The following is a 25,678-nucleotide window of genomic DNA, read 5'->3' as shown; positions in this document are numbered from 1 at the left end:
TCTATTGTCGGGAGTGTGACGGAATCCGACGCCCACGAAGACTCGACTGAATCAACTGAATCGACTGTGGCCGATCACCCGAGAAAACGCCCACTGTGGCGTGAGATTCTGATTCTCGTTGTGGTCGCACTCGTGCTGAGTGTTGTCATTCAGAACTTCGTCGGACGTATTTTTCTGATCCCGTCGGAGTCCATGGAACCGACGCTTCACGGATGTACCGGCTGCACCGGAGACAAGATCCTCGTCGACCGGATCAGTTATCGATTCGGGGATCCACAACCTGGGGACGTGGTCGTGTTCAAGGGACCCGAATCCTGGAACGACGAGTATCGATCCATTCGCTCCGACAACTCGGTGGTTCGCGCGCTTCAGGGACTTGGGTCCATTGTCGGATTGGTCCCGCCGGACGAAAACGACCTCGTCAAGCGGGTAGTCGCGGTTGGAGGCCAAACCGTACAGTGCCTGTCCGAGGACGAGGGGCTCAGAGTGAACGGCAAACCGCTGACGGAGCCATACATCGACGATCGCATTCCCGGCAACGGCATCCCCTGCCAAGGAAAGTATTTCGGCCCGGTCACCGTTCCCGACGGGAACCTGTGGGTGATGGGCGACAACCGCGCCCATTCGAAGGATTCACGATTCCATCTCGAAGACGAACACAGTGGAACAGTGCCGATCGACAATGTGATCGGCAAGGTTCAACTGATCGTCCTTCCCTTCTCACGGTGGGGAACTGTGAGTTCGTTCGATCCGCAGTGACCAACCGAATCAGCCAGTAGGAAAGCATCTTCGGACTACACGGTCGACACAACTCCGCATTCGGACGATCATCGAGCACATCTGTTGCCGAAGGTAGGAGAACCGCATGCGTGCACGACGCATCACCGCCAATCTCAAGGTCGCCGATGTCGGAACCGCCAGGAGTTTCTACTCCGACTATCTCGGCCTGAGCACCGAAGAGTTCAACATGGGGTGGGTCGCTCGCTACACCTCACCCGACACCGGTGCGCACGTACAGCTCGTCACGCACGACGCGACAGCAGCCGAGGACTCGGTCATCTCCGTCCACGCTGACGACGTCGACGGCGCCTACGAAGAGGCCCGCAGACTCGGCTACGAAATCGTGCACCCCATTACGACCGAAGAGTGGGGTGTTCGCCGATTCCTCGTCAGGGCGCCGGACGGCAACGTCGTCAACATCGTGCAACACCGTGACTGAACGAACACCGTGACTGAGCACTTGAAAGACGTCGCTCGACGCTTTAGGTCATTTGACCTAGAGTTGAGAGCATGAAAGATTCCTTGCAGTATTCAGCCGACGGCCCGATCCTCGTGGCCGGCGGATACGGAACCGTGGGTAGCGCCCTGACGGCTCTGCTCGCCCCCGACTTCCCGCTGCTCCTCACCGGGCGTACCCCCGAGTGCGGCAACGAGCTGGCGCGCCGTCACGGTGCCACCGTCCGCCGCTGGGACCTCCTCGACCCGACGCCTTTCGACGCGTCCGTACGCGCGGTCGTGTCGACGGTCAACGATCCCCACGATCGTGTGCTGTCCGCTGCCGTCGAGGCCGGGATCCCCTACGTCGACATCACTCGCTGGACAACCCGCGTCGCCCGCGCCGCAACTCTGGCGGGTCAGATGTCGCCGAGCGCACCGGTGTACCTCTCGTCCGGCTGGATGGGCGGAGTCACCAACGTCGTCGCCGCAGCGTTGGCCGAGGAACTGGGCGGCGCAACCGCGATCGACGTCTCGATTCGCTACGACGTCAACGACATTGCCGGGCTCGACTCCGTCGACTTCATCGATCGCCTCGGCCAGGATTTCGAGGTGATGCAGCAAGGCAACCCGATCACCGTCAGCCCGTTGACGGATACACGCTGGATCGACTTTCCCGGGTCTCGCACCAAGGTCGGAAGGATCGACACTCCGGAACAATTCACGTTTCCCATGACCCTCGGCGCCGAAACCGCCAGTACTCGAATCGGTTTCAGTTCGAATGCATCCACAACTGCCCTGCTCGCCGCCAAGAAGGCGGGCCTGTTCCGTTGGGGTCGCGGTGACCGCTTCACGCCGCTACGACGCGGACTCCTGCACTCGCCAGGCAAGGGCGGGAGCGCGCAAGTACGCATCGATGTCACCGGCCCGGACGCCGCGGCAAGCGCAACGATCGTCGATCCTCGAGGTCAAGCCCACCTCACTGCGGTGGGCGGCGCGATGGCCGTCAGACATGCTTTGGCCGACGATGCTCAGCCGGGAGTTGCTTTCCCCGAGTCGCTTCCGAATCCGTGCAGCACCGTCTCCGAGTTGGAGAACTTCGGGGTGGCAGTATTGCGGGCATGACCCCTTCCAAGGGTGCCGCCCGCGCGGCAGCACTTCTCGACGCAGCAGAACAGGTCCTCACCACGCAGGGCAATGCCAACTCGGCAATGCGCGATTTCGCGGCCGCTGCCGGAGTGCGGGTGGGGCATCTGCAGCACTACTACCCCACCCGTGCAGACCTGATCCGCGCGGTGATGTCACGTGCATTGACTCGCTCACTGGATCGCCTCGCTGCCATCACAGACACGGATCAGAGCCTTTCTCGCGAAGAGTCCGAGCACTTCATCGCAGTCCTGCTCGGAGAACAGGATGACCAGGCCACCGTGCGTCTGTACGTCGAAGTGTGGGCGATTGCTGCGGCAGACGAGGAAGTGGCGGTGGTGGTTCGAGACTTCTACGCGCAGTACATCGCACACGTCGAGCGCGCTGTTGCGTGTGCACAACCGGATCTGGATGCTGCGGGCCTTGGTGCAACGGCGCAAACCATCGTGAGTCTGCTCGAGGGTTCCGCCGTTCTTCGTTCAGGCATTGCCGGTCGAAAGTCGGAGGCTTCGGACCGAAAGCTGGTGAACACGCTGCAGTACCTGATTCACGGGTCCTGACTCGGACGTATCGTAAGGCCCATGAGCGTTGCAAACGAATGGAGCCGAATCGAAGCGTGGTGCCGTACACACGCGCCGGTGACGGCTGCAGCGTTTCAACCAGGACTCGGTGACACCGTCATCGAGGAATTCGAAGCGTCGACCGGCGTCACGTGGCCCGAGGAACTTCGCGACCTGTATCGGGTGCACAACGGCAGCCTGACCCACGACGACCGGACGGGGCTCTTTCTCGGCAGTGTGCTTCCCGACAAGTTCTTCTACCCCATCGACGTCGCAACCGAAGTTCGCCTCACACTCCTCGAAACGTGGGACGAGACGATCTACGAGAATCCGGACCTCTATGCCGAGGACGAGATGGATCGACACGATCAACGCGACGCAGGCACTGCCGCAACCATGTTCATCCCCTCGTTCGTTCCCTTTGCCGGACTGGACGAGTACCACTACTTCGTGGACACACGCAGTGGTGCACTTCATCATTGTGTGACCGAATATGCGTCGGACGCCACCGACAACGGGGGTCCGATCTGGGCGTCCATCTCGGTCATGTTGGCCGCCCACGCCACTGCGCTGGAAACAGGATCCACGATAGGAGTGTGGAAACCCGTTGTCAGCAAGGGTGTTCTGGAATGGGAAGTCGACGCATGACGTCAGATCGCAACCCGACCCGCCGCATCCTCGCCGACGGTCGCCAGATCTTCTACTTCGACGACGCCGGCCGTTTCCGCGCCCGCACTGCGCGAGATTCACGCGAATTGCCGGCGCTCGACCACTCTTCTCGGATGAGGTTCGACGTCCTCACCGGCGAGTGGATCACCATGGCCTCACATCGTATGACGCGGACCCACCTCCCCTCGGCCGCCGATTGCCCGCTGTGCCCGACCAACGAAACACGCACGCCCACAGAGATACCCGAATCGGACTACGACGTCGCGGTGTTCGAGAATCGGTTTCCGAGTTTTGCGTCGGCGCCCGGCGATGCCGCCCACAGTCCCGGAGACGACGACCCGAGCGATCGCCCAGCTGTCGGCCACTGCGAGGTGATGTGTTTCTCGAGCGATCACACGGCGTCCGTCGCCGAACTTCCGCTCGAACGCATGCGCACGATTGTCGGTGCCTGGATTTCTCGGACCGAAGAGTTGTCGGCGGATCCAGATGTGGAACAGGTGTTCTGCTTCGAGAACCGTGGCGAAGAGATCGGGGTGACACTCACCCATCCGCACGGACAGATCTACGCATACCCGTATGTCACGTCACGCACCCGATCGATGCTGACGCAGGCGGGCAAGCACTTCGAGCGCACCGGTCGCTCACTGCTCGCCGATGTTCTGGCGTTCGAGCGCGAGGACGGGACCCGGTTGATCTACGACGGCGATCACTGGAGCGCCTACGTTCCGACTGCTGCACGATGGCCCATCGAGGTTCACCTGGCACCGCACCGAGACGTCCCGGACCTTCCCTCGTTGAACGACCAAGAGCGCGAAGAGCTTGCGGTGGTCTACCAAGATCTCCTGCGCCGTATCGATCGCTTCTATCCGGGCGTCGATCGGGTACCGTACATCGCGGCCTGGCACCAAGCTCCCGTCCGCATCGACCGACCTCTGGGTCGACTGCATCTTCAGCTGTTCTCGATCTTGCGTGCACCCGGCAAGCTCAAATACCTCGCCGGGTCTGAGTCCGCCATGGGCGCCTGGGTGAACGACACCATTCCCGAGGCAGTCGCGGCCCGCCTACGGGAGTTGAAATAGTGGACACCGTCTCGAAACCATCTGTGCTCCAACAGTTTCACGACGCCTATGGCTATCCGGCAACCGGAGCCTGGGCGGCACCCGGTCGAGTCAACCTGATCGGTGAACACACGGACTACAACGGTGGATTGTGCCTACCGGTCGCTCTCGAGCAGCGAACGCTGGTTGCCGTCGCGCTGCGCAACGACAGGACCGTGCGCGTACACAGTCGGCAATCCGACGAGACATACTCCGGGTCCGTCGGCGACATCGCAGCAGGATGGGCCGCCTACCCCACGGCCGTGATGTGGTCGCTGGCGCACGAGGGTCTTCCCCTCGAGGGAATCGATCTGGCGGTCGACTCGTCGGTACCGGTCGGGGCCGGGCTGTCGAGTTCCGCTGCCCTCACCTGCTCTGTTGCGTTGGCCGTCAACGATCTTCACGGTTCTCCGTTCAGCCGAGATCAGCTGGTGAAAATGTGCATCCGAGCGGAAAACGAGGGCGTCGGCGCACCGACCGGCGGGATGGACCAAACCATTGCCCTCTTTGCCAGACCCTCGACTGCGTTGCTGCTGGACTGCCAGGACGGATCCACCGAACCCATTCCATTCGATCTCCACAATGCCGGCTTCGAACTGATCGTCGTCGACACCCGGGTCAAACACTCACTCGCGGACGGACAGTACGGGTTGCGCCGATCCCAATGTGTCGACGCCGCACAGGCTCTCGGCGTCGACAGTTTGCGAGAAGCAACTGCAGAACAGGCCGAATCGTTGTCAGATCCGATTCTCCGGGCACGGGCGCGGCACGTCGTGGCCGAGATCGCCCGAACACGGCAAGCAGCAGAACTCCTACGCAACAGCAGATTCAGTGATGTCGGAACGCTGTTCGACAATTCCCACGCGTCGTTGTGCGACGACTTCGAGGTCTCGTGTGAAGAACTCGACGTCGCCGTTGCCGCAGCACGACGCGGCGGCGCGATCGGTGCGCGGATGACCGGTGGCGGCTTCGGAGGTTCGGCCATCGCATTGGTTCCGGTGGGTAGGGGAGCGGAGGTCACTGCGTCGGTGGGCCGCGAATTTGCAGCGCGAGGCTGGCGAGCGCCCCACTTTCTCACCGCCGTCGCCGGGGGTTCGGCCACCCGACTGTGAGCGAACGGCACGTTCAGCGCACTGACGGCGCCAAACGTACCGTTCGCTCCGGTTGGGGCACCTCGAGATCCCCCTCACATAAATAGTCATCTCAGATGCGAATTATGTAGGTTCAAGTCATGCAACTGACGCAGTTCACCGATCTGGGATTGCGCGTCGTCATGCGGTTGGCCGTACTCGACGCGGATGCCTCCCCCAGTACCCGGGATGTTGCACAGCAGCTCAACGTGTCGTACTCCCATGCCACCAAGGTGGTTACACGGCTCGGCGAGTTGGGCATCGTCACAACCAGGCGCGGCCGCGGCGGTGGACTTTCCATCACCGAACTCGGCCGCACCGCCACCATCGGCTGGCTGGCCCGACGCCTCGAAGGGCCAGGCGAGGTCGTCGACTGCGAGGGCGACAAGCCGTGCCCACTGCGCGGCGGTTGCCTCCTTCGAAGTGCGTTGCGCGACGCTCAGGAAGCGTTTTTCGTTTCGCTCGACGCGGTCACGATCGAAGACGTCATCCGTCAGCCGTCCAAAACTGTCCTGCTTCGCCTCACCACTCGGAGCGACGAAGCAGGCTGATCAACCGAATTTCGACCGAACGGAGCAGCTCATGCTTTCCCCACAGTCAACCGAGGTCATTCGCGCCACCCTTCCCGTGGTCGGCGCTGCCATCGGCGATATCACAACCCTGTTCTACCGCAGGATGTTCGACGCACATCCCGAACTCGAACGCGATCTCTTCAATCGAGGCAATCAGAAGCAGGGTGAACAGCAGAAAGCACTTGCCGGCGCTATCGCGGCATTCGCAACACTGCAGCTCGAACCCGACAGTGCCAAGGTTGATCTCATCCTTTCTCGTATCGCTCACAAGCACGCGTCGTTGGGCATCACCCCTGACCAGTATGCGATCGTCCACGAACACCTCTTCGCCGCAATCGTCGAAATACTCGGCGATGCAGTCACTCCCGAGGTCGCCGCAGCATGGGACGAGGTCTACTGGCTGATGGCCGAAACCCTCATCGCGATGGAACGGGGCCTCTATCAGCTCGCCGGCGTCGAGACCGGTGACGTGTGGCGAACTGTCAGAATCAGTGAGCGCGTCCTGCAATCCGCCGACACCGTCTCACTGACACTCACCTCGCTCGACGACAGCGCACTGCCCACCTTCGCTCCCGGACAGTACCTTTCGGTCGGCGTGGTGCTTCCAGACGGCGCTCGCCAGATTCGTCAGTACAGCTTGTGCTCGGTGCCGAGCAGCGCTGACTGGCGGATCAGTGTGAAGCGAATCTCGGGGACTCCCGACGGCGAGGTGTCGAACTTCCTCTACAACAATGTATTCGAAGGACAAGAGCTCTCCGTCACCACACCGTTCGGTGATCTCACCATGCCCGACGACGACTCACCACTGCTCCTCGCGTCGGCCGGAATCGGTTGCACACCGATGATCGGCATGCTCAATCATCTTGCGGACACCGGTGCACAGCGTTCCGTCTCCGTCATTCATGCTGACCGATCCATCGCCGATCATGCTCACCGAGCAGAACTCAGCACGCTCGTCGAGAAGATTCCCGCCGCAACCTTGCACCGCTGGTACGAAGATCTCGGCACGCACGTTGCGTTCGGATCGGTTCACGAAGGACGAGCGAATCTGGAAGACATCGCAGTGGAGCCGGATACCCAAGCCTTCCTGTGCGGGCCGATGCCGTTCATGTTGGCGATGCGCGCATCGTTGCTCGAACGGGATGTGCCGGCACAGAATATCCACTACGAGGTCTTCGGGCCGGACAGTTGGGCAAACACCTGAGCGGCGATTCCCTGCACTCGAGACTTGCGTCAGGGCGTGTAGGGCGCATCGACTCCCAGGCGTTCACGCTCAGTGGCCACCATGTCGCGGACGTTGGCACGCAAGCTCGCAGCGTCGAAGACAATGCCGTCCTTGATCGTGTAGCGAACCCCACCGACGCGAGCCATGGTGCCGTCGGGTTGACGGCGCAGGTGACCGTGACCGTAGAGAGTCTTGAGGTTGGCAAGAGGATTTTCGGCGGTGACGAGCAGGTCGGCGCGCTTCCCCGGCTCGACGATCCCGAGATCATTTCGTCCCAAAAGGGTTGCGGCGTTGGAGGTGACGCACTGGAGCACTTCGAGGGCCGTCAGTCCTGCCTCTCGCAGTAGCTCCAGTTCCTCGATGAGACCGAACCCGTACAGGTTGTAGATGAAGCCTGCGTCAGAACCGGCGGTGAGTAGACCACCACGGTGGTAGAAGTCTCGGACGAAGGTCATCCACAGGCGGTAGTTCTCTTTCCAAGCGACTTCCTCCTCGGTGCCCCAGTCGGTGAAGTACGAGCCGTGAGTCTCAGGATGCGGCTGGAAGAATTGCCAGGCTTGTGGGGCGGTGTAGTCGCGGTGGTACTCACGACCGCGGGCCCGCGCAGCGTCGCGGGAGGCGACGTAAACGACCAGAGTGGGATCCATCGCAGTTCCGAGAGCGACAAGCTCGTCGATGGTTTCATCCCAGACGCGGCTGCCTGGTTCGGCTGCTTCGTGCCAGAGCCGTCCGAGTTGTTCGAAACGATCGTGCTCGTTGTTGTAGTTGTAGGAGGCGGGGAAGCGCTGCAGCCGACGGTCCGCGAACATTGATTCCGGTAGCCCGTAGCCGTGTTCGATGCTGGTGAGACCCCAGCGTGCAGTAGTCAGAGCGTTGACGCGGGCGACGTCACTGACGGCGTGGTGACACGCGGTGGCCAAGCCCAGACGCCTTGCCTCCTCGATGGCCGCCTTGAAGATTTCCGGTGGGGCGCCGAAGAACTTGATTCCGGCCGCGCCTGCATCGGCCTGCGCAGAGACCCACTCCTCGGCGTCTTTCGGGGTGCGAAACGGTTCGCCGCGTCCGGCCCCGAAGGCTGCATAGGTCACGATGCGAGGTGCGGTGATCTCGTTGGCGTCACTGCGGGCAGCCTCATTGAGTGTGAACGGGACGCCATTGACTATCGCGCCGGGCTCACGGACTGTGGTAATTCCGTGCCCGAGCCAGAGTTGATAGATGTAGTCGGCTCCAGGCCCCTGATGTGAGAAGCCTATGTGAGCATGCGAGTCGATCAGACCCGGAAGCACGTAGTGACCACTGAGGTCCAGCACCTCGGCGGACGAGTCGGTAGTTCGACCGTGTTGGGTCAGATCGGTGTTTCGGCCGGCGGAGTTGATCGAACGGATCTGGTCCTTCTCGATGACGACGTCGGCAGGTCCGTAGGGCGGTGCTCCGGAGCCGTCGATGACTGTGACGTTCTGGAGCACCAGTCGCTTGTACGGCCCGCGGCCGAGACTCCCTTCGGTTCCGGACGCGATGATCGGGGAGGACGTGTTCGACATGTGTTGCCTCTCTCGAGATATGCGGAAGAAGAACGCTGGGCGGCAGCTCCGCGTGTGTTGAAGTCTGTTGCAACCCACGCACACTCAACGGCAAGAGCCCACTCTGAACTCCGCGACCACCGAACATCGATTTGCATTGTGTGCGAACAGGTTCAGCCGGACGGCGCGGCCGAAATCAGTTGGGTCGGGCTGCGTGGAAAACCCACACCCCGAGGTGTCACGACACCATCCCAATGAAGCGATTCCAAACACTAGATGCAAATCGAATGATATGCAACAATTGATGCATGATTCTTTCAGTGCTGACCTTGCAACCCACCGCAGGCCGGATCGAGGACTTGATCACGTTCTACCGAGAGGCAGGTGTCCTCGAAGCCTCGGGCGCTCTGTCGACGCAAGTCATGGTCGCCGAGGACAACCCGACCACTTTGGTGGTCACTGCACTGTGGCCCGACGATTCGGCTTACACGGTGTGGCAGAATTCGCCGGTACGCCTGGAATTCGGTCGCAGCATGGCGTCGTTCTTCGACTCCGGAGACAGCACACGCTCACACCGGTTCCACATCGTGCACCACACCGACCGGGAATCATGACTCCACTCGGTTGGCCACTCCAACGGGAAGAGACGACGTGGCAATCGAGGAATGGCTGGCGGACAGGGACGGGCGCGATACGCTCAGCCTCGGTGGGAAGAAAGTTGTCAACGTCCTGGTTCGAGCGCCCCAATTCGCCACGTACTCTTCTGCCCGCGAGGTCGCCGAACGCGCCGACGTCAACGTATCCACCGTGGTACGCACCGCACAACAACTCGGCTTTGCTGGATGGCAAGAGCTGCGCGAGGAGTTGCGCGCCGTTTACCTCGGCAAAGTCGCCGCGGGAAACGGCACCACCACCACCGAGCCGACCGAGGCCACACAGCTGTTCCGCCAGGACAGCGCGAACATCGCCGCACTCGCCACCGAGTCGAACCTAGCAGCTATCCGGGCCATCGCGGGGGCCATAAAACGATCCCGCCGGACACTCGTCATCACTTCCGGAGTCGGCGCCGCACCCGCACAAGTTCTCGGCACGCTCGGCACGATCTACGGCCACGACATCCAGCTCTCATTCGGCCACCCGACGACCCAGGCGATCGAAGTCAACAGCCTCGGTGAGACCGACTGTCTGATCGTCATCAACGTCTGGCGACTGACCCGGACCTTGCGCGGACTGACTCGCATGGGCCGCGAACGCGGCGCCACCGTCTGCGTCCTCACCGACCTGCGCTCATCTCGCCTGGCCGATGACGCCACACACCTGATCGTCTCTCCCATCGAGGGCATCGACGGTTCGGTCTCGGTCACCGCAATGGTGGCTGCGGTGCAGGCCGTGCTTGGCGAGCTCCGCGACGCCGACAGTAATCACGCTGCCGGCCTGGTCCAAAAGGTTTGGAACGACCTTGATCTCATGGATGACCGAGACTGAGTCGAGATGTCTGACGGCAATCCCGAAGACGCTCCCGAACAGAATGCAGTAGAGATTCTTTCGCGATGGTCGGGTTCGGGAGAAAGGTAGGGGTTCTGCACAGAGCCCCTACACCGGACCACTGTCTGCGAACTGGACCTTGGCGCGCGACCGCAACCCCTTGTGTACTCGTCTGGGCAACTGCCGAGAAAGCAACCAGACCGAGTAGTGGGAGACCGACATGATCACGTCAGCGTCGATGACGGGAGTCGCGCTGATCGCCCTCGCGATGGTTTTGACACCGGGCCCCAACATGATCTACCTGGTGTCCCGCAGCATCAGTCAGGGCCGACGAGCAGGATTGATCTCACTCGGCGGCGTCGCGACCGGGTTTCTGGTCTACCTCGCCGCGACGTGTGCCGGGTTGACGGCGGTTCTCTTCGCCGTACCCACGGTGTTCACCGCCGTGAAGATCGGCGGCGCCCTGTATCTCGCCTATCTCGCCTGGTCGACGCTACGACCGGGTGGAAAGTCCGCCTTCGAGGTGGGCGAAGTCGATCGCCACGGCAGCGGTCGTCTGTTCGGGATGGGGTTGACCACCAACCTGCTCAACCCCAAGATCGCGCTGATGTACGCGGCGCTCATCCCCCAGTTCGTCGATCCCTCTGCCGGCCCCGTCTGGCAGCAAGCGCTGATACTCGGCGGAGTGCAGATCCTGGTGGCAGTCACCGTCAACGCGTTGATCGTCTGCAGTGCGGCAGCCGTGTCGACCTTCCTCATGGCACGTCCGGTGTGGATGCGCGCTCAGAAGTGGCTTGCGGGTGGCATTCTCGGAATCTTCGCCACCCGCATGGCGCTCGAGTAGTCTTCAGTCCTTCGGACGCTGGTCGATCAGGCGACGCGCTTTTCCGATCGAGCGTTCGAGTCCGCCGGGTTCGAGAACGTTCACCTCGACCGTGACGCCTATCTTGTTCTTCACCAGCTTCTGCAACGCGGAAGACGCTGCCGCGTGATCCGAGACCGCTGCATCAGGGCGGGCCTCGACGCGAACCGTCAGGGTGTCCATTCGGCCCGGACGGTCCAGTACACACTGGAATTGGGGCGCCAGGGCAGGGACGGTCAGGATCAGTTCTTCGATCTGCGTGGGGAACAGATTGACTCCGCGCAGGATGATCATGTCGTCGGTCCTGCCGGTGACTTTCTGCATCCTTCGCATCGAGCGCGCCGTGCCGGGCAACAGTCGGGTCAGATCCCTGGTGCGGTAACGAATGATCGGCAGCGCCTCTTTGGTGAGCGAGGTGAAAACCAGCTCACCTTCCTCGCCGTCCGGCAGCACCTCGCCCGTGATCGGATCGATAATCTCCGGGTAGAAGTGATCCTCCCAGATATGAAGCCCGTCTTTGGTTTCCACACATTCCATCGCCACACCCGGGCCCATGATCTCGGAGAGTCCGTAGATGTCGACGGCATGCATGTCGAGTTGCTGTTCCAGCTCGGTCCGCATCTGTTCGGTCCACGGTTCCGCTCCGAAAACTCCAACGCGCAGCGAGGTTTTGGAGGGATCGATACCCTTCTTGATCATCGCATCCACGATGGTCAGCATGTACGACGGAGTCACCATGATGGCGTCGGGTTCGAAATCCTCGATCAGCTGGATCTGCCGCTCGGTCATGCCACCGGACATGGGAATGACCGTGCAGCCCAATCGCTCCGCGCCGTAGTGGGCTCCCAGCCCGCCGGTGAAAAGTCCGTATCCGTAAGCCACGTGCACCTTGTCCGAAGATCGCACGCCGCCGGCCGAGAGACTGCGGGCGATGAGATCGGCCCAGTTGTTCAGGTCGTTGCTCGTGTATCCCACCACCGTCGGGCGCCCGGTGGTTCCCGACGACGCATGAATCCGCGAAACCTGGTCCTGGGGCACCGCAAACATCTTGAACGGATAGTTCTCGCGCAGATCCGCTTTCGTGGTGAAGGGGAATTTCGCGAGATCGCTCAGGTCCTTCAAGTCACTCGGGTGAACGCCGGCGTCGTCGAACGCTTTGCGGTAGTGCGGAACATTTGTGTACGCGTGCATCAGGGACCACTGCATCCGCTCGAGTTGGAGCGTCGAAATGCGGTCCCGACTGGCAAATTCGATGTCTTGCGATGTAGCAGTGACGAGTTCGGTCATGATTGTCTCCGGTGGGCTCAGTGAGTGCGCGGGGTACGGGCGGTCAGGCGTCGAAATCGACTGTTATCTGTTCACCGACAGGAAAGGTCTGGCAGGTCAGCACGAAACCCGCGTCGACTTCGTAGTCTTCGAGTGCGTAGTTCCTTCGCATCTCGACGTCCCCGCAGGTGACCTTGGCACGGCAGGTGCCACAGACTCCGCCCTTGCACGCGAAGGGCAGATCCGATCGGTACTGTTCCGCTGCATCGAGAATCGACTGATCTCGCGGCAGTGCCGCGGTGGTCGATCGACCGTCGAGCGTGATGGTGACTTCACTGCCTGGCCCAGCTATTCCGGGCTCCCGATGCACGGCGACCGGCGGCGCGACATCGTCGACATAGAACAGCTCGTGATGAATGCGGTTTTTTGCAATTCTCAAGCCGGCCAGCACTTCCTGGGCGTCGTTGACCATCCCGAACGGGCCACACAACCAGAAGCCGTCGACCTGGTCGCACGGAACCAGAGAGGTGAAGATCTCACGCAACCGGTCGGCGTCGAGACGGCCCGAGAACAACTCGACCTCCCGCGGCTCGCGCGAGAGAACGTGAATGACGTCCAGACGCGCACCGTACCGGTCCTTCAGGTCGGCGATCTCTTCGGCGAACATCACCGAGCGCGTACGTCTGTTTCCGTACAGCAGGGTGACATCGGCCTCGGGGTTCGCCAAAAGTGTTGCAGCGATGGACAGCATGGGCGTGATGCCGGAGCCTGCTGCGATAAGAACGTGTCGTCCTCCCAATGCGGGATCGGCGACAAAATTGCCCGAGGGGCCCTGCACGTCGATTTGATCCCCGGCCTTCACGTCGTGCACCAGCCAGGTGGAGAAGAGTCCGTCCGCTACTTCGCGGACCCCCACCCGGGGAGACGCCCCTACCGGTGCACAGATCGAGTACGAACGACGGTGCTCGACGCCGTCGATCATCCGCCGCAGTGTCAGCGACTGCCCGGCGCCGAAGTCGAATTGATCGGCGATGTCGGCGGGTACGTCGAAGGTGACGGCAACTGCGTCGTCGCACAGTGATTCGACATCTGTCACCGTCAACGGGTGAAAGGGTTTGTTCCGGTTCGTCGTTGCGGTACTCATCTGTTCAGATCTCCTTCACGTGATCGAACGGCTCGAGGCAGTCGAGGCAGCGATAGAGCGCTTTGCACAGGGTCGCACCGAATTCCGAACTCAGTCTGGTGTTTGCCGAACCGCACTGGGGGCACAGGATGTCGCGCGGCTTGGCCGTCAAGGTCAAGGCGATCGGGCCGGAGGTGCGACGCGGCGCGGCCCCCGGCACCGAGTACCCGGCCGTCCGCAGTTTCGCCAGTCCCTCTTCGCTGATCCAATCCGAACTCCAGGGCGGCGACAGTTGAGTCTTGATCTGGACGCTGCCGTACCCCGCGTCGGTCAGTTTGTGCTCGATGTCGTCTCGCATCGTTGCCATGGCGGGGCACCCGGAATAGGTGGGAGTGATTGTCACACAGACGAAGTTCGCGTCGACGTCGACCGATCGGATGACGCCGAGATCGGCCAAGGTCAACAGTGGCATCTCCGGATCCATCACCGAGGCGACGATCTCCTGCGCGGAAGAGACGGTAGCGGAACGGGCGACAGTGGCAGGCACGGTCACCACACTCCCTCCGGGTGCTCCCGAGCGACACTCTGCATTTCGGCGAGAAGCAGCCCCAGCGCCCCGGTGTGCAGTCCGGCACGCCCGCCGCGGCCGCCGACGAAACCGGAGAAACGTGCAGGGGGCTCTTCCATTTCGGCAGCGTGCAGGACCTGGGCAAGTACGGCGTCGAACTCCGGCCGAACAGTGCGCGGATCCACTCCGACACCAACTTCGGCCAAGACGAGTTCGTCCGGTGTGGGAACAAAGAGCTCGTCCACGAAAGGGAGGATCTCGAGCAGGGCTGCGGCGGTCCGACGCTTGGATTCTGCTGTGCCGGCACCCAAGGTGACGACCCATCTTGCCGCGTAGTCGCGGTGGTAGGTCAGTTCTTTCACGCCCTTGTTCGCCACGGCCGCGAGGACCGGGTCCCGCGACGTGCGGAGCCGATCGAACAGCGCCAGCCGCCAGGTCGAGAACACGAGGAGCCGAACGACCGTGTGCGCGAAGTCGCCGTTGGCGAGCTCCACCAGTCTCACGTTTCGGAAGCCGAACTGATCACGAAAGAACGCAAGCGCATCTTCAGCCGGCACGGGCGACGTGGCCGAGATGAACGGAACCACAGTGGAATCGGCTGCTGCTGCGCGAGCCAGCAGCAGCCTGGCCTGTCCGATCAGATCCAGGCCGACGTTGGCGAGAGCTACCTCTTCTTCGAGTTCCGGTGCCCGCGTCGACCATTCGGCGAGGCGCTGCGAACTGACGAGCGCGTCGTCGCCGAGCATGAGGCAGTAGCGCGCCAGAGCACCGAGATCGACGTCATCCGGCACCGTGGTGTCGACTCCGGCGAGGGGGTCGTCGAAGCTGGTTCCGAACGCCCACTGACCGTGGCCGTCGCCGTCGACCAGGCCGTCGTAGGCACTGTCGTGATCGTTCATCTGGTTGGTCCTCGAAGTCGAAGTGGAGTCTCACATGTGGGGAACGGAGTCCGGGATGTCGTAGAAGGTCGGGTGCCGGTAGACCTTGTCCCCGCTCGGTGCGAAGAACGGATCCTTCTCCGCCGGACTCGAAGCAACGATGTTCGAGGAAGGCACGACCCAGATGCTCACGCCTTCGTTACGTCTGGTGTAGACGTCGCGCGCGTGGCGTATGGCCATCTGATCGTCCGCCGCACGCAGGGACCCGACATGCACGTGGTTCAGTCCGCGCTTCCCCCGCAGAAACACCTCGTACAAAGGCCATTCGCCCCGTACCTGATCGTTTTCGCTCATGATGTTTCCCCAGTCGTGAGATCGTGCGCGACTCTCTCGCGCTGTGCAAAGGCGTAGGCGGCGTCACGGACCCAGGCCCCGTTGTCGTGGGCAGCTTTCCGATTGGCGATCCGCTCGACGCTGGCCGCACCGTTACCGCGGACCACGTCCATGAATTCATTCCAGTCCGGCTCACCGAAATCGTGTGCACCACGTTCGGGGTTCCAGCGCAGATCGGGATCGGGGAAGCTCACACCGAGTACTTCGGCCTGCGGTATCGACATGTCGACAAATCGCTGTCGCAGTTCGTCGTTCGTGTGTCGCTTGATGCGCCACTTCATCGACTGTTCGGTGTTCGGCGACTCGTCGTCCGGGGGTCCGAACATCATCAGGGCGGGCCACCACCAGCGGTCGACGGCTTCCTGCACCATCGCGCGTTGAGCGTCCGTGCCTCGCATCATCGTCGCCAACAACTCGAAGCCTTGCCGCTGATGGAACGATTCCTCCTTGCACACACGGATCATCGCGCGTGCATACGGCCCGAAGGAGCTGCGGCACAGCGGAACCTGATTGCAGATGGCGGCTCCGTCGACCAGCCAGCCGATCACTCCCACGTCGGCGTAGGTCAGTGTCGGGTAGTTGAAGATCGAGGAGTACTTCTGCTTTCCCTCTATCAGTTTGGTGGTCAGATCGCCGCGATCGGCACCGAGCGTCTCGGCCGCGGAGTAGAGATACAGACCGTGCCCGGCTTCGTCCTGCACCTTCGCCATCAGGATCGCCTTGCGTCGCAGCGACGGCGCCCGGGTGAGCCAGTTTCCTTCGGGCTGCATCCCGATGATCTCGGAGTGCGCGTGCTGGGCAACCTGACGGATCAGAGTCTTGCGGTAGCCGTCCGGCATCCAGTCGCGAGGCTCGATGCGCTGGTCTGCCGCGATCGTCTCGTCGAACAAGTTCTGCAGGTCTTGTGGAGCTTCCACGTTGGTCATCGTACCTACCTTTTATTACCGAATGATCGGTTGGTAACTAGTATGCACCGAGGTGTCCCAGCACACAAGAGAATCTTTCAGCGCAATCGAATCAGCGGCCCGCGAAAACCGGCTTCTGCTTCGACAGGAACGCCGCGACAGCGCCTTGATGATCTGCCGTGGAACCCAACTCCACCTGCGCACTCGCCTCGGCCTCCAACGCCTGGGAAAGCCCGGGAGCGGCGGCCCTGATCAGTGATTTCACGTGCGCGAAGGCGGCGGTGGGTCCGTCGGCAAGTCGACGGGCAACCGAGCGAGCCTCGGCCGCAACGTCCTCGTCGGCCACCACCCGATGGACCAATCCCCACTCCAACGCACTCTGCGCGTCGAACTTGTCGCCGAGCAACATCAGGCCACTGGCGCGGCTCGGCCCGAGCGCGTGCACGAGCGCATGACTGAGCCCGGAGTCACTCGCCAAACCGATGCCGGTGAATGCAGTCGCAAAGCTCGCGTGAGCCCCGACCACCCGGATGTCACCGGCCAACGCAATTCCCAACCCGGCCCCGACGCAAGCGCCGCCGATGCCCACCGCCACCGGGACGGAAAGCGTCGACAGCGCCGTGACTATCGGGTTGTAGTGCGCCTCGACCGTGTCCATCGCGTGCGCCGGATCAGCGTTCAGAGCTGCCGCGTGCTCGCCGAGATCCTGGCCGACGCAGAAGTTCTTGCCTTCGGCGAGAATCAACAAGGCTCGCACGTCCGCGTCCGCGTGGACCTGCAGCAACGCTTCGAGCAGCTGAGCCTTCATCTCGCCGTTGACGGCATTGGCGGCCTTCGGCCGGTCGAGAGTGATTGTCGCCAGACCTTGCTCGATCTCCGTGCGGATCACGTCAGTCATCGATATTCCCTTCGCAGGCGGTTCGGTTCAGTTCCACGTGTGAAAACCCTGTCCTGTCTTGCGCCCCAACTCGCCGCGAGCGACCTTCTCCCGCAGCAGTGCCGGTGGAGCAAATCGATCACCGAGCGTGCTCGCGAGGTGCTCGGCGATCGCCAGGCGAACATCCAGCCCGACAAGATCCGTCGAACGCAGCGGCCCCATCGGATGCCGGTACCCCAGTTCCATTGCCCGGTCGATCGACTCCGCGTCCGCCACACCCTCTTCGAGCATCCGAATGGCTTCGAGCCCGAGACCGACACCAAGCCGGCTGGTCGCAAAACCAGGTGAGTCGTTGACGAGAACCTCGGCTTTGCCGAGCATCGACACCCATGCTCGTACCGAGTCGACCACCTCGGGGCGGGTGTGAGGTGCCCGAACGATCTCGACCATCAGCGACGCCGGGACGGGGTTGAAGAAGTGCATACCGATGAATCGTCCCGAGTCCGTCAGTGCAGCGCCGAGTTCGGCGATAGACATGGAACTGGTATTGCTGGCGATCACGGTGCCTTCTCCCGCAACGGTTTCGGCAGTGGCGAGAACCTCGACCTTGAGGGCCGCGATTTCCGGGACCGCCTCGACGATCAGGTCGAGCGACGCCGGCAAGGAGGTCACTGCGTCCACGACGTTCACGCGCGCCAGCACCGTCGCAGGGTCCTGGCCGTCGAGCTTCCCTCGCTCATGGGCTCGATCGAGGCCGGTGGACACACGCTGCACCGCCGCTTCGGCGTCTCCACTCTCCGCGATGGTGACCGACCCGCCGAGCGCGGCGAACACCTGGGCGATACCCGCACCCATGCGTCCACCGCCGATGACGCCGACAGCCTTCGGTGCAACTACGTCAGTCATGATTTCTTCTCCAGGAAGGCCGTCATGCGATCACGCTTGTCCGAACTCTCGAACAGGACGGCCTGGGCGATGTCGTCGGCAAACGGATGGGATCCGGGCGCGTCGACGATGATCTTCGTCAGCCGCAATGCCAGCGGGGACAGTCGGGAAATACGGTCGAGCAGCTTATGTGCAGCGTCGACATGACACTTCGGTTCGGTCACCTCGACAACAAGCCCCGCTCGCAGCGCCTGCTCGGCGTCGAGGTTCCTGGCACCGAGGAGCACCTGCTTCGCGATCGAGACGCCGACGAGCTTCGGCAGCCGATAGCTCGCGCCGGCGGCCGCCATTATCCCGAGATTGGGCTCGGGATTACCGAAGACCGCCGTCGTCGTCGCGATGCGAATGTCGCAGGCATAGGTCAATTCGGCCCCACCGCCGAGCGCGTACCCGCTCACGGCGGCCACGGTGGGAAGCGGGAGCTTTCCGATGCGGTCGAACAGCGTGCGGTTGATACCCGCAAACGCTTCGTCTCGCCCGCGCTCACGGAGCTCGGCGATGTCGGCACCACCAGCGAAGTGGTCTCCGCGCCCGGCAAGGAGGAGCAGCTTCGGATTCTGTTCGAGGTGCCGACAAACCTGATGTAGCTCGTCGATCATTTCGGCGTTGATCGCGTTGCGTTGCGCGGGCCTGTCGAGGGTGACCACGACGCGATCCTCACACTCGTCCACGTGCAGGGTGTTCACATTCACTCCTTCTCACTGTCCTACATTAATAACCGAACATTCGGTAGTTTGGCAATAGCGAGATCGAGGATGATGCACAGCTTTGTCCGAACTGAGAAGATGGGGACATGACTACGGCACGCCCTACTCGACGCACCGGCCTCCCCGGACGTCCCGGCTACGACCTCGATTCGCTCCTCGCCGTGGCCGTGAAGGTGTTCAACGACAAGGGCTACGACGGCGCCAGCATGGAGGTGCTCGCCAAGAAACTCGGCATCACGAAGTCCTCGATCTACCACCATGTGTCCGGAAAGTCGGAACTCCTCGAACTTGCTCTTTCCCGCGCGCTCAACGCACTGTTTGCGGTCACGACCGAAGAGGGCGCCACCACCGGCCCCTACATCGACCGGCTCGAATACCTGGTCCGGCGCAGCGTAGAGGTGCTGGTAGCAGAGCTTCCGTACGTCACCCTGCTCCTGCGCGTCCGCGGCAACACGACGGTCGAACGGGCCGCGCTCGCCCGCCGACGCGAATTCGACAACTTCGTCGGAGGCCTCGTCGCGTCAGCCGCAGCGGAGGGCGACCTGCGTCCGGACATCGAACCCGCCCTCGCCAGCAAGCTGATGTTCGGCACCGTCAACTCGCTGATCGAGTGGTACAAACCCCGAGCGGGCGAGTCCGTCTCCGACATAGCCGACGCGGTCGTCGCCGTCACTTTCGACGGACTTCGCAAGGCCTGACTCCAGGCAGTTCTGCCGAATCCTTGACAACGCGGCGTTACCGGGCGATCGTAATTACCGACCGAACGTACGGTGAGATGGAGTTGTCGTGAGCAGACTGTTGGAAAGCTATGTAGCCGGTCGCTGGTACGCCGCACCGGACGCAGGTACCGCGTTGCCGAGTGCAGTGGACGGATCCGAGGTGGCCCGGATCTCCGCCACCGGCGTCGACCTCGCCGAGATGGTTGCGTACGCACGCGAGGTCGGCGGCCCCGCACTGTCAGCGATGACCTTCCACGAACGCGCCGGCGCACTCAAGACTCTGGCTCTCACGTTGATGGCAGGAAAGGCCGAGTTCTACGAACTCTCCACCGCCACCGGGGCGACGACGCGAGACTCCGGGGTGGACATCGACGGCGGGTTCGGGACGCTGCTGAGCTACGCGAGCAAAGCCCGGCGCGAATTGCCCGACAGCACGGTATTTCTGGACGGCAACGTCGAAACTCTGGGCAAGGGCGGAACTTTCCTCGGGCAACACATCTATACGTCACGTCGCGGTGTCGCCGTGCAAATCAACGCCTTCAATTTCCCCGTGTGGGGGTTCCTGGAGAAACTGGCGCCGGCATTCATCGCGGGTGTGCCGTCCATCGTCAAGCCTGCCAGTTCCACGGCATATCTCACCGAACTCGTCTTCCGGCGCATCATCGAATCAGGCTTGCTCCCCGAGGGTTCCGTCCAACTGCTCTCCGGTAGCGCACGCGGACTCCTCGATCACCTCGGCGGACAGGATTCGGTGGCCTTCACCGGATCCGCCGATACCGCAGCAACACTGCGCGCTCACCCGAACGTCGTCGGCAAGGGTGTCCACTTCAATGCCGAGGCCGATTCACTCAACGCGTCCATCCTCGGCGAGGACGCCGTACCCGGAACTCCCGAATTCGATTTGTACGTCAAGCAACTCGTCACCGAGATGACGGTCAAGGCGGGCCAGAAATGCACAGCGATCCGGCGCGCACTGGTCCCGGACTCCCTGGTCGACGCCGTCGTCGATGCCGCATCCGAGCGACTGAGCAAAGTGGTCGTCGGGCACCCCGATACCGACGGTGTCACGATGGGGGCGCTCGCCAGCATCGAACAGCGCGACGAAGTCCTGAAATCTATTCGCGGCCTGACGAAGTCGGCGTCCATCGTGTTCGGAGACCCGGAGAACCTCGACGTGGTCGGTGCCGACGCCCGGTCCGGAGCCTTCCTTTCACCGATCCTCCTGCGTGCCGAGGACAATGCACTCGAGGTGCACGAGGTGGAGGCATTCGGGCCTGTCAGCACCGTCATCGGTTACAACGGCATCGATCATGCGATCGAGCTCGCGGCCCGCGGTGAGGGCAGCCTCGTCGCCTCGGTGGTAACTGCCGACACGGACGTCGCACGTCGACTGGTACTGGGCCTGGCAGCTTTTCACGGCCGAGTTCTCGTCTTGAACCGCGACGACGCCAAGGAATCAACCGGTCACGGCTCTCCCCTCCCAGTTCTCGTACACGGCGGGCCCGGCCGCGCCGGCGGAGGTGAGGAGTTGGGCGGCATCCGCGGAGTTCTGCACCACATGCAGCGCACCGCGGTTCAAGGCACACCCGACGTACTCACCGCGGTCGGCGAGCGCTGGTTCACCGGTTCTCAGCGCACCGTCGGATCCGAGCACCCTTTCCGAAAGAGCCTCGCCGAGTTGAAGATCGGCGACACGATTGTCGGCGGGCCGCGCCAGGTCACGCTCGCGGACATCGATCATTTTGCAGAGTTCACCGGTGACACCTTCTACGCGCACACCGATCCGGTTGCCGCAGCCGCGAATCCACTTTTCGGTGGCATCGTCGCGCACGGATACCTGGTTGTTTCGCTCGCTGCCGGCCTGTTCGTCGACCCGGCTCCCGGCCCGGTTCTCGCGAACTTCGGCGTGGACAGCCTCCGTTTCCTGACCCCGGTCAAAGCCGAAGACAGCCTGACGGTCACCCTCACAGCCAAGACCATCACACCCCGCAGCAGCGCCGACTACGGTGAAGTTCGTTGGGATGCCGTCGTGACGAACCAGGACAGCGATCCGGTCGCAACGTACGACGTCCTGACGCTGGTAGCCAAGACTCTCCCCGAAGGGAATTGAAAGCACATGACCTATCGCGTAGCAGTGTGTTACGGACGCCCCACCGATCCGGAGGCTTTCGAGAAGTACTACAACGACATCCACATCCCACTCGTCCGCGAGGTACCAGGGTTGTCGGACTTCACCTTCAGCACATGCTCGTCCATGGATGGCTCCGATCCCGTCTTCTACGCCGTCGCCAACCTGGTCTTCCCCGACCTCGAGACCATGCAGAGCGGTCTGAAGTCACCGGAAATGCGCGCTGCAGGAAAGGACGTCGCGAACTTTGCCACCGGCAAGGTCGACATGTACGTCCAGGAAGTTGTCTCGGTCCTCTAGAGCCCTGCAGTTCTCCGATCCCACAGGAGTTGTCTCGTGAGTACAGGAAGCATCACCGCCAGAGAGATGTTCGACGCGGACCAGGCGTCTCGGGCGCTCGGTATCGAGATTGCCGAACTGGCGCCAGGTAGCGCAACCGTGACCGTCACTGTGGGTGAGACCATGGTGAACGGTCACGGAATCACACACGGCGGCTATGTTTTCCTGCTCGCGGACACCGCGTTCGCGCTCGCCTGCAACGGCTACGAGGATTCAGCCGTTGCAGCGCGCGCGGACATTCGATTTCTCCGTCCAACACGTCTGGGCGACACGTTGACCGCCGTCGCGTCCGAGAAGGCGCGAGGGGGCCGAAGCGGGATCTACGACGTGACGGTTCGCAGTGGCGAGACCGTCGTGGCCGAGTTCCGCGGCGACAGTCGAACCATCTCCCGGTAATTTTTCAGCCCACGACGTTTCAACCCACGACGGGAAGCTCCAAGGGGCCGGACCCGTCGGCGAAGATCGTCACCGGCATGCCTTGCAGTCCTCCACGGAAACTGATGTCGCCACCGGTGATTGCCAGACGCACAGAATGCCCCGGCTCGAATCTGTGCACTATCGCCGGCATCGTCACCGGTACGGGCTGCGACGGGTCACTGATGCGAACAGGTGCGATGAGCCCGTTGATCAGGGACGACGTTCCGTCCGGCGCCACGTCGTAGAGCTTCGCGAACACCACCGGCTGCCCAGGTGCCGCGACACGCAACGTCACGGTGGGAGCGCCCACCACGTCCATCGCCTCGGACATCGGCGCAGTGGTCCACAGCGCCTCGGTCCCCGGAATCTGTGCACTCGGAATGTTTCCGGCCGGATTGATATTGAGCGGCTCGACGCCTGTCGGGAGCCCACCCGGTGCAGTGACAATCGTCTTCGAACCAGGTACCGCCGGCGCGCCGTCCGGCAGCAGCCCCCCGTCAGCGGACAGATGGAAGGAGCGGGCGGTCCCGACGTCTATGGTGTCGGACGTCGCGTAGGCCGGCGCCGCGTTCCCCTCGTAGTCGATCCAGTTACGGAAGTATGCGAATTCCGGTCCGGTCTCCGTGTTCTCGTCCTTGAGGTAGTGATCGAACCAGTGCATGAAGCGACCGGTTTCGTACTGGGCGTCTTCGTCGGGTGCGGAGAAGCTGAATTCGCCCGGCGCAGCAGCCAAGTGACTGTGTCCCCACGAATGCCAGATCATCTTGGCGTCCACGCCACGGGCTTTCAATGCGTCGTAGGTCGCGGTTGCCTCGTTCAGATCGAACAGGGTGTCTTGTTGTCCCTGTGCAAGCAGTACCGGGATATTGATCCGGTCGACAAACGACGATACCGACGACGCTCGGAGCTCACTTACTACTTGGGGTCCGATGTCACCAGTCACCACTGCCTCGGCGATCGCGTTGCACATGTACGGCACGTAGTTCGGGCAGCCGGGAAGTCGTGCGGGGTCGGCGATGTAACCGTCCACACCGGGGTTTGCAATGCCGGCACCGAAGAGCAGTGACGCAAAGAGCACTTTCGCGGCTCCCGGTTCAGCAGTCGACACACCGGAGATGATGCCGGTGCTGTTGGGCGCCAAGGAATAGGAGAGGTCGTTCCAGGTGATCATGGGGATGATCGTGTCGATACGGGGATCCACACTCGCGGCGGCGAATTGAATGCCACCGCCGTAAGAGCCACCCGTCATGCCGACCCGCGGGTCGTTCGTCGACGGTGCACCGTTGTGGTCGACGGAGTCCTGCACCACCGCATTGAGCGCCGGATAGGGCTGTGTCAGAGCCTGGTCCGTGTACGCAATCCCCTCTTTGCCGCCGAGGAAACTGACCAACTGCGAAGCGGCGACGCCGTCGTATGCGGGAGAGTCGAGTGTGATCTTGCAACTCGCGCCGCCGAAGCCCAACCCCGAATACGTCAGTCCGACATACCCGTTCTCGGCGAAGTTCTGCAGAGCGGGAATCTGATCCTTGTACGAACCGCCGAACCCGTTGGTGGTCAGGATCGCGGGAGCCGGATTGTCCGCGTCGACGCCGTCGGGAACAAAAAGTTCACCGACGACGGTGCACGGCGTCGAGAGTTCAGGCCCGACATCGACCGAGAAGTACAGTAGCTGTGACGAATACGAGCCGTTCGGTGAATCCGCGAGCGCCGGCGGCGAAAAGCCGAGGGCGCAAACCACGAGCGTGACGACACTGATCGCTATTCTCCGGCGCACCTGAAAACCGTACACCCGGACCTGTTCTCCGCCAGCCTGATCGGGTACGTGCCGCCGAAGTGTCCGCGGCAATAGTCACGCCATGCCGGGTCGACGTCTACTTGACCGTCAAGGTGCCATGCATGCTCGGATGATAGGTGCAGTGGAACGTGTACGTCCCGGGCTCGTTCGGCACCGTGATGGTTTCTGTCTCGCCAGCTTCGATGTCCTCGTTGAACAGCCCCGCGGTATCGGAAGTAACCGAGTGCTCGACGGTGTCGTTGTTCTGAATGGTCAGTACCTGTCCAGGCATCACCGACTCCGGCGTCGAGTACTCGAAGCCGCTGATCACGATTCCCATCGACGACGCTCCCGGCGTCGACATACCCAGGGGCATGCTCGGCATCGACATGCTGGTCGGCTTGCTCGTCATCGTCATGCTGGTCATCGCCATGCCATTGTGATCTGCCGAATCGTTGCCCGACGAATCACCGTTGTCACTGCACGCGGTCAGTGCGAACACCGCCAGGATCAGCGCTGCGAGCACCGCGAGAATCCGCTTCATTGCTTCGCCTCCTGCTCGTTCCCCCGCAGTCTGCTGATTACCCGCCGCCTAGAGGGCCAAACAGCTCCGATGTGGTGCCTGCGACGCTGATAGTGCACGATTTCTGCACCACCTCCACTCGCGGACCGAAACTGAAGGACACAGCACAGATGGCCAAGATCAAAATGTCGAAGGCAGACAAGACGAAGGCGGCGGTAGCTTCAAAAGCGCCCGTGGCGAAGGCGCCCGCAGTGCTCTGGAAGGACCTACCGGACGAGCACGACTACCCCGCGGCCCGCGATTACCTCCAGTTGGGCGCCACACCGGTCCAGGTCCAAGCTCTCGTGTACGCCCTCAAGACGGCGACGCTGGTCTCGAAGAAGGCCAAGGACATCCTGCGGGCTGCTGGGCTCCCTCTGCTTCCGGTCGACAACCCGCACGTGGCTGCCGACCTGTTGAAGATCCGCAAGGGGATCGCGCTGTCACCGATCCTGCTGGTGCAGGGAGACTTCCGCGCCGGAGTACCGGCGCAGATCGCCGACGGCTACCACCGTGTCTGTGCGAGTTACCACGTAGACGAGAACACCGCCATCCCCGCGAAGATCGCACCCTCGACAGTTAACTCGTAGGTCGTC

29 protein-coding genes are annotated in these 25,678 nt (G+C 62.5%); 17 read left to right on the top strand and 12 right to left on the bottom strand.

What is annotated here, in order from left to right; all coding sequences use genetic code 11:
- Window positions 1-15 precede the first annotated feature (15 nt).
- The 9 genes from lepB (at window position 16) to ACFWAD_RS05215 (ending at window position 7,593) form a co-directional block, all read left to right on the top strand.
- On the top strand, window positions 16-759 hold the full coding sequence (gene lepB, locus ACFWAD_RS05255; RefSeq protein ID WP_378541916.1) for a signal peptidase I: 744 nt from the start codon (window positions 16-18) through the stop codon (window positions 757-759).
- Window positions 760-865: 106 nt separating this feature from the next.
- A complete protein-coding gene (locus ACFWAD_RS05250; RefSeq protein ID WP_378541914.1) occupies window positions 866-1,219 on the top strand; it encodes a VOC family protein in 354 nt (117 codons plus the stop codon).
- 71 nt (window positions 1,220-1,290) lie between these two features.
- On the top strand, window positions 1,291-2,340 hold the full coding sequence (locus tag ACFWAD_RS05245) for a saccharopine dehydrogenase (protein ID WP_378541912.1): 1,050 nt from the start codon (window positions 1,291-1,293) through the stop codon (window positions 2,338-2,340).
- The gene (locus tag ACFWAD_RS05240; RefSeq protein ID WP_378530791.1) at window positions 2,337-2,921 is read left to right on the top strand and encodes a TetR family transcriptional regulator; all 585 of its coding nucleotides are present in this window, start codon (window positions 2,337-2,339) and stop codon (window positions 2,919-2,921) included. The genes ACFWAD_RS05245 and ACFWAD_RS05240 overlap by 4 nt, the downstream gene beginning before the upstream one ends.
- Window positions 2,922-2,942: 21 nt before the next feature.
- Complete coding sequence (locus tag ACFWAD_RS05235; RefSeq protein ID WP_378530789.1) at window positions 2,943-3,569, top strand: SMI1/KNR4 family protein; 627 nt, start codon at window positions 2,943-2,945, stop codon at window positions 3,567-3,569.
- Window positions 3,566-4,669, top strand: a complete 1,104-nt coding sequence (gene galT / locus ACFWAD_RS05230; protein WP_378541910.1) for a galactose-1-phosphate uridylyltransferase — start codon at window positions 3,566-3,568, stop codon at window positions 4,667-4,669. The genes ACFWAD_RS05235 and galT overlap by 4 nt, the downstream gene beginning before the upstream one ends.
- The gene (galK, locus tag ACFWAD_RS05225) at window positions 4,669-5,799 is read left to right on the top strand and encodes a galactokinase (RefSeq protein WP_378541908.1); all 1,131 of its coding nucleotides are present in this window, start codon (window positions 4,669-4,671) and stop codon (window positions 5,797-5,799) included. The genes galT and galK overlap by 1 nt, the downstream gene beginning before the upstream one ends.
- A 119-nt stretch (window positions 5,800-5,918) precedes the next feature.
- Window positions 5,919-6,368 (top strand): Rrf2 family transcriptional regulator, encoded by a 450-nt coding sequence (locus ACFWAD_RS05220; RefSeq protein ID WP_042446409.1) that lies wholly within the window; start codon window positions 5,919-5,921, stop codon window positions 6,366-6,368.
- A 31-nt stretch (window positions 6,369-6,399) separates the two neighbouring features.
- Window positions 6,400-7,593: a globin domain-containing protein gene (locus tag ACFWAD_RS05215; protein WP_378541906.1), complete on the top strand. Its 1,194-nt coding sequence runs from the start codon at window positions 6,400-6,402 to the stop codon at window positions 7,591-7,593.
- A 29-nt stretch (window positions 7,594-7,622) separates the two neighbouring features.
- Here the strand turns inward: ACFWAD_RS05215 and ACFWAD_RS05210 are convergent, their stop codons facing one another.
- Window positions 7,623-9,155 carry an amidohydrolase family protein gene (locus ACFWAD_RS05210; RefSeq protein WP_378541904.1) on the bottom strand — a complete coding sequence of 511 codons (1,533 nt, stop codon included), beginning with the start codon at window positions 9,153-9,155 and terminating at the stop codon, window positions 7,623-7,625.
- Window positions 9,156-9,442: 287 nt separating this feature from the next.
- Between ACFWAD_RS05210 and ACFWAD_RS05205 the strand changes: the two genes are divergently transcribed.
- The 3 genes from ACFWAD_RS05205 (at window position 9,443) to ACFWAD_RS05195 (ending at window position 11,463) form a co-directional block, all read left to right on the top strand.
- The gene (locus tag ACFWAD_RS05205; RefSeq protein ID WP_378541902.1) at window positions 9,443-9,748 is read left to right on the top strand and encodes a putative quinol monooxygenase; all 306 of its coding nucleotides are present in this window, start codon (window positions 9,443-9,445) and stop codon (window positions 9,746-9,748) included.
- 37 nt (window positions 9,749-9,785) lie between these two features.
- Complete coding sequence (locus ACFWAD_RS05200; protein ID WP_378541900.1) at window positions 9,786-10,619, top strand: MurR/RpiR family transcriptional regulator; 834 nt, start codon at window positions 9,786-9,788, stop codon at window positions 10,617-10,619.
- A 220-nt stretch (window positions 10,620-10,839) separates the two neighbouring features.
- Window positions 10,840-11,463, top strand: coding sequence for a LysE family translocator (locus ACFWAD_RS05195; protein WP_378530774.1), 624 nt, complete (start codon window positions 10,840-10,842; stop codon window positions 11,461-11,463).
- Window positions 11,464-11,466: 3 nt separating this feature from the next.
- Here ACFWAD_RS05195 and paaK read toward each other — a convergent pair whose 3' ends face one another.
- The 9 genes from paaK to ACFWAD_RS05150 all read right to left on the bottom strand — a co-directional run bounded on the left by paaK (window position 11,467) and on the right by ACFWAD_RS05150 (window position 19,122).
- On the bottom strand, window positions 11,467-12,768 hold the full coding sequence (paaK, locus tag ACFWAD_RS05190) for a phenylacetate--CoA ligase PaaK (RefSeq protein WP_378541898.1): 1,302 nt from the start codon (window positions 12,766-12,768) through the stop codon (window positions 11,467-11,469).
- A gap of 43 nt (window positions 12,769-12,811) precedes the next feature.
- Complete coding sequence (paaE, locus tag ACFWAD_RS05185; RefSeq protein WP_378541896.1) at window positions 12,812-13,891, bottom strand: 1,2-phenylacetyl-CoA epoxidase subunit PaaE; 1,080 nt, start codon at window positions 13,889-13,891, stop codon at window positions 12,812-12,814.
- 4 nt (window positions 13,892-13,895) lie between these two features.
- The gene (gene paaD, locus ACFWAD_RS05180) at window positions 13,896-14,354 is read right to left on the bottom strand and encodes a 1,2-phenylacetyl-CoA epoxidase subunit PaaD (RefSeq protein ID WP_378532715.1); all 459 of its coding nucleotides are present in this window, start codon (window positions 14,352-14,354) and stop codon (window positions 13,896-13,898) included.
- A gap of 65 nt (window positions 14,355-14,419) precedes the next feature.
- Window positions 14,420-15,337, bottom strand: coding sequence for a 1,2-phenylacetyl-CoA epoxidase subunit PaaC (paaC, locus tag ACFWAD_RS05175; protein WP_378541894.1), 918 nt, complete (start codon window positions 15,335-15,337; stop codon window positions 14,420-14,422).
- A 30-nt stretch (window positions 15,338-15,367) separates the two neighbouring features.
- A complete protein-coding gene (paaB, locus tag ACFWAD_RS05170; RefSeq protein ID WP_378541892.1) occupies window positions 15,368-15,670 on the bottom strand; it encodes a 1,2-phenylacetyl-CoA epoxidase subunit PaaB in 303 nt (100 codons plus the stop codon).
- The gene (gene paaA, locus ACFWAD_RS05165; protein WP_378530763.1) at window positions 15,667-16,635 is read right to left on the bottom strand and encodes a 1,2-phenylacetyl-CoA epoxidase subunit PaaA; all 969 of its coding nucleotides are present in this window, start codon (window positions 16,633-16,635) and stop codon (window positions 15,667-15,669) included. Before paaA ends, paaB begins: the two co-directional genes overlap by 4 nt.
- A gap of 91 nt (window positions 16,636-16,726) precedes the next feature.
- Entirely contained in the window at window positions 16,727-17,512 is a 786-nt protein-coding gene (locus ACFWAD_RS05160) for an enoyl-CoA hydratase-related protein (RefSeq protein ID WP_378541890.1), read from the bottom strand.
- A gap of 27 nt (window positions 17,513-17,539) precedes the next feature.
- Window positions 17,540-18,397: a 3-hydroxyacyl-CoA dehydrogenase family protein gene (locus ACFWAD_RS05155; protein ID WP_378541888.1), complete on the bottom strand. Its 858-nt coding sequence runs from the start codon at window positions 18,395-18,397 to the stop codon at window positions 17,540-17,542.
- Window positions 18,394-19,122, bottom strand: coding sequence for an enoyl-CoA hydratase/isomerase family protein (locus tag ACFWAD_RS05150; protein ID WP_378541886.1), 729 nt, complete (start codon window positions 19,120-19,122; stop codon window positions 18,394-18,396). Before ACFWAD_RS05150 ends, ACFWAD_RS05155 begins: the two co-directional genes overlap by 4 nt.
- Before the next feature lie 107 nt (window positions 19,123-19,229).
- On the opposite strand from ACFWAD_RS05150, the gene ACFWAD_RS05145 reads away from it, so the two are divergent.
- The 4 genes from ACFWAD_RS05145 (at window position 19,230) to paaI (ending at window position 22,725) form a co-directional block, all read left to right on the top strand.
- Window positions 19,230-19,841, top strand: coding sequence for a TetR/AcrR family transcriptional regulator (locus tag ACFWAD_RS05145; protein WP_007730612.1), 612 nt, complete (start codon window positions 19,230-19,232; stop codon window positions 19,839-19,841).
- An 88-nt stretch (window positions 19,842-19,929) separates the two neighbouring features.
- Entirely contained in the window at window positions 19,930-21,972 is a 2,043-nt protein-coding gene (gene paaZ / locus ACFWAD_RS05140; protein WP_378541884.1) for a phenylacetic acid degradation bifunctional protein PaaZ, read from the top strand.
- Between the two features lie 6 nt (window positions 21,973-21,978).
- The gene (locus tag ACFWAD_RS05135; protein WP_378447490.1) at window positions 21,979-22,290 is read left to right on the top strand and encodes an EthD family reductase; all 312 of its coding nucleotides are present in this window, start codon (window positions 21,979-21,981) and stop codon (window positions 22,288-22,290) included.
- 66 nt (window positions 22,291-22,356) lie between these two features.
- Window positions 22,357-22,725 (top strand): hydroxyphenylacetyl-CoA thioesterase PaaI, encoded by a 369-nt coding sequence (paaI, locus tag ACFWAD_RS05130; RefSeq protein ID WP_378447601.1) that lies wholly within the window; start codon window positions 22,357-22,359, stop codon window positions 22,723-22,725.
- Window positions 22,726-22,744: 19 nt separating this feature from the next.
- Here paaI and ACFWAD_RS05125 read toward each other — a convergent pair whose 3' ends face one another.
- Window positions 22,745-24,535 (bottom strand): CocE/NonD family hydrolase, encoded by a 1,791-nt coding sequence (locus tag ACFWAD_RS05125; protein ID WP_378541882.1) that lies wholly within the window; start codon window positions 24,533-24,535, stop codon window positions 22,745-22,747.
- A gap of 82 nt (window positions 24,536-24,617) precedes the next feature.
- Entirely contained in the window at window positions 24,618-25,064 is a 447-nt protein-coding gene (locus ACFWAD_RS05120; RefSeq protein ID WP_378541880.1) for a cupredoxin domain-containing protein, read from the bottom strand.
- Window positions 25,065-25,213: 149 nt separating this feature from the next.
- Between ACFWAD_RS05120 and ACFWAD_RS05115 the strand changes: the two genes are divergently transcribed.
- Window positions 25,214-25,672 (top strand): hypothetical protein, encoded by a 459-nt coding sequence (locus ACFWAD_RS05115; protein ID WP_378541878.1) that lies wholly within the window; start codon window positions 25,214-25,216, stop codon window positions 25,670-25,672.
- The last annotated feature ends 6 nt before the right edge of the window (window positions 25,673-25,678 follow it).

The organism is Rhodococcus sp. NPDC059969 (assembly GCF_042738325.1).
GTDB lineage: Bacteria > Actinomycetota > Actinomycetes > Mycobacteriales > Mycobacteriaceae > Rhodococcus_F.
This window is presented reverse-complemented; position numbering and strand designations above follow the sequence as displayed.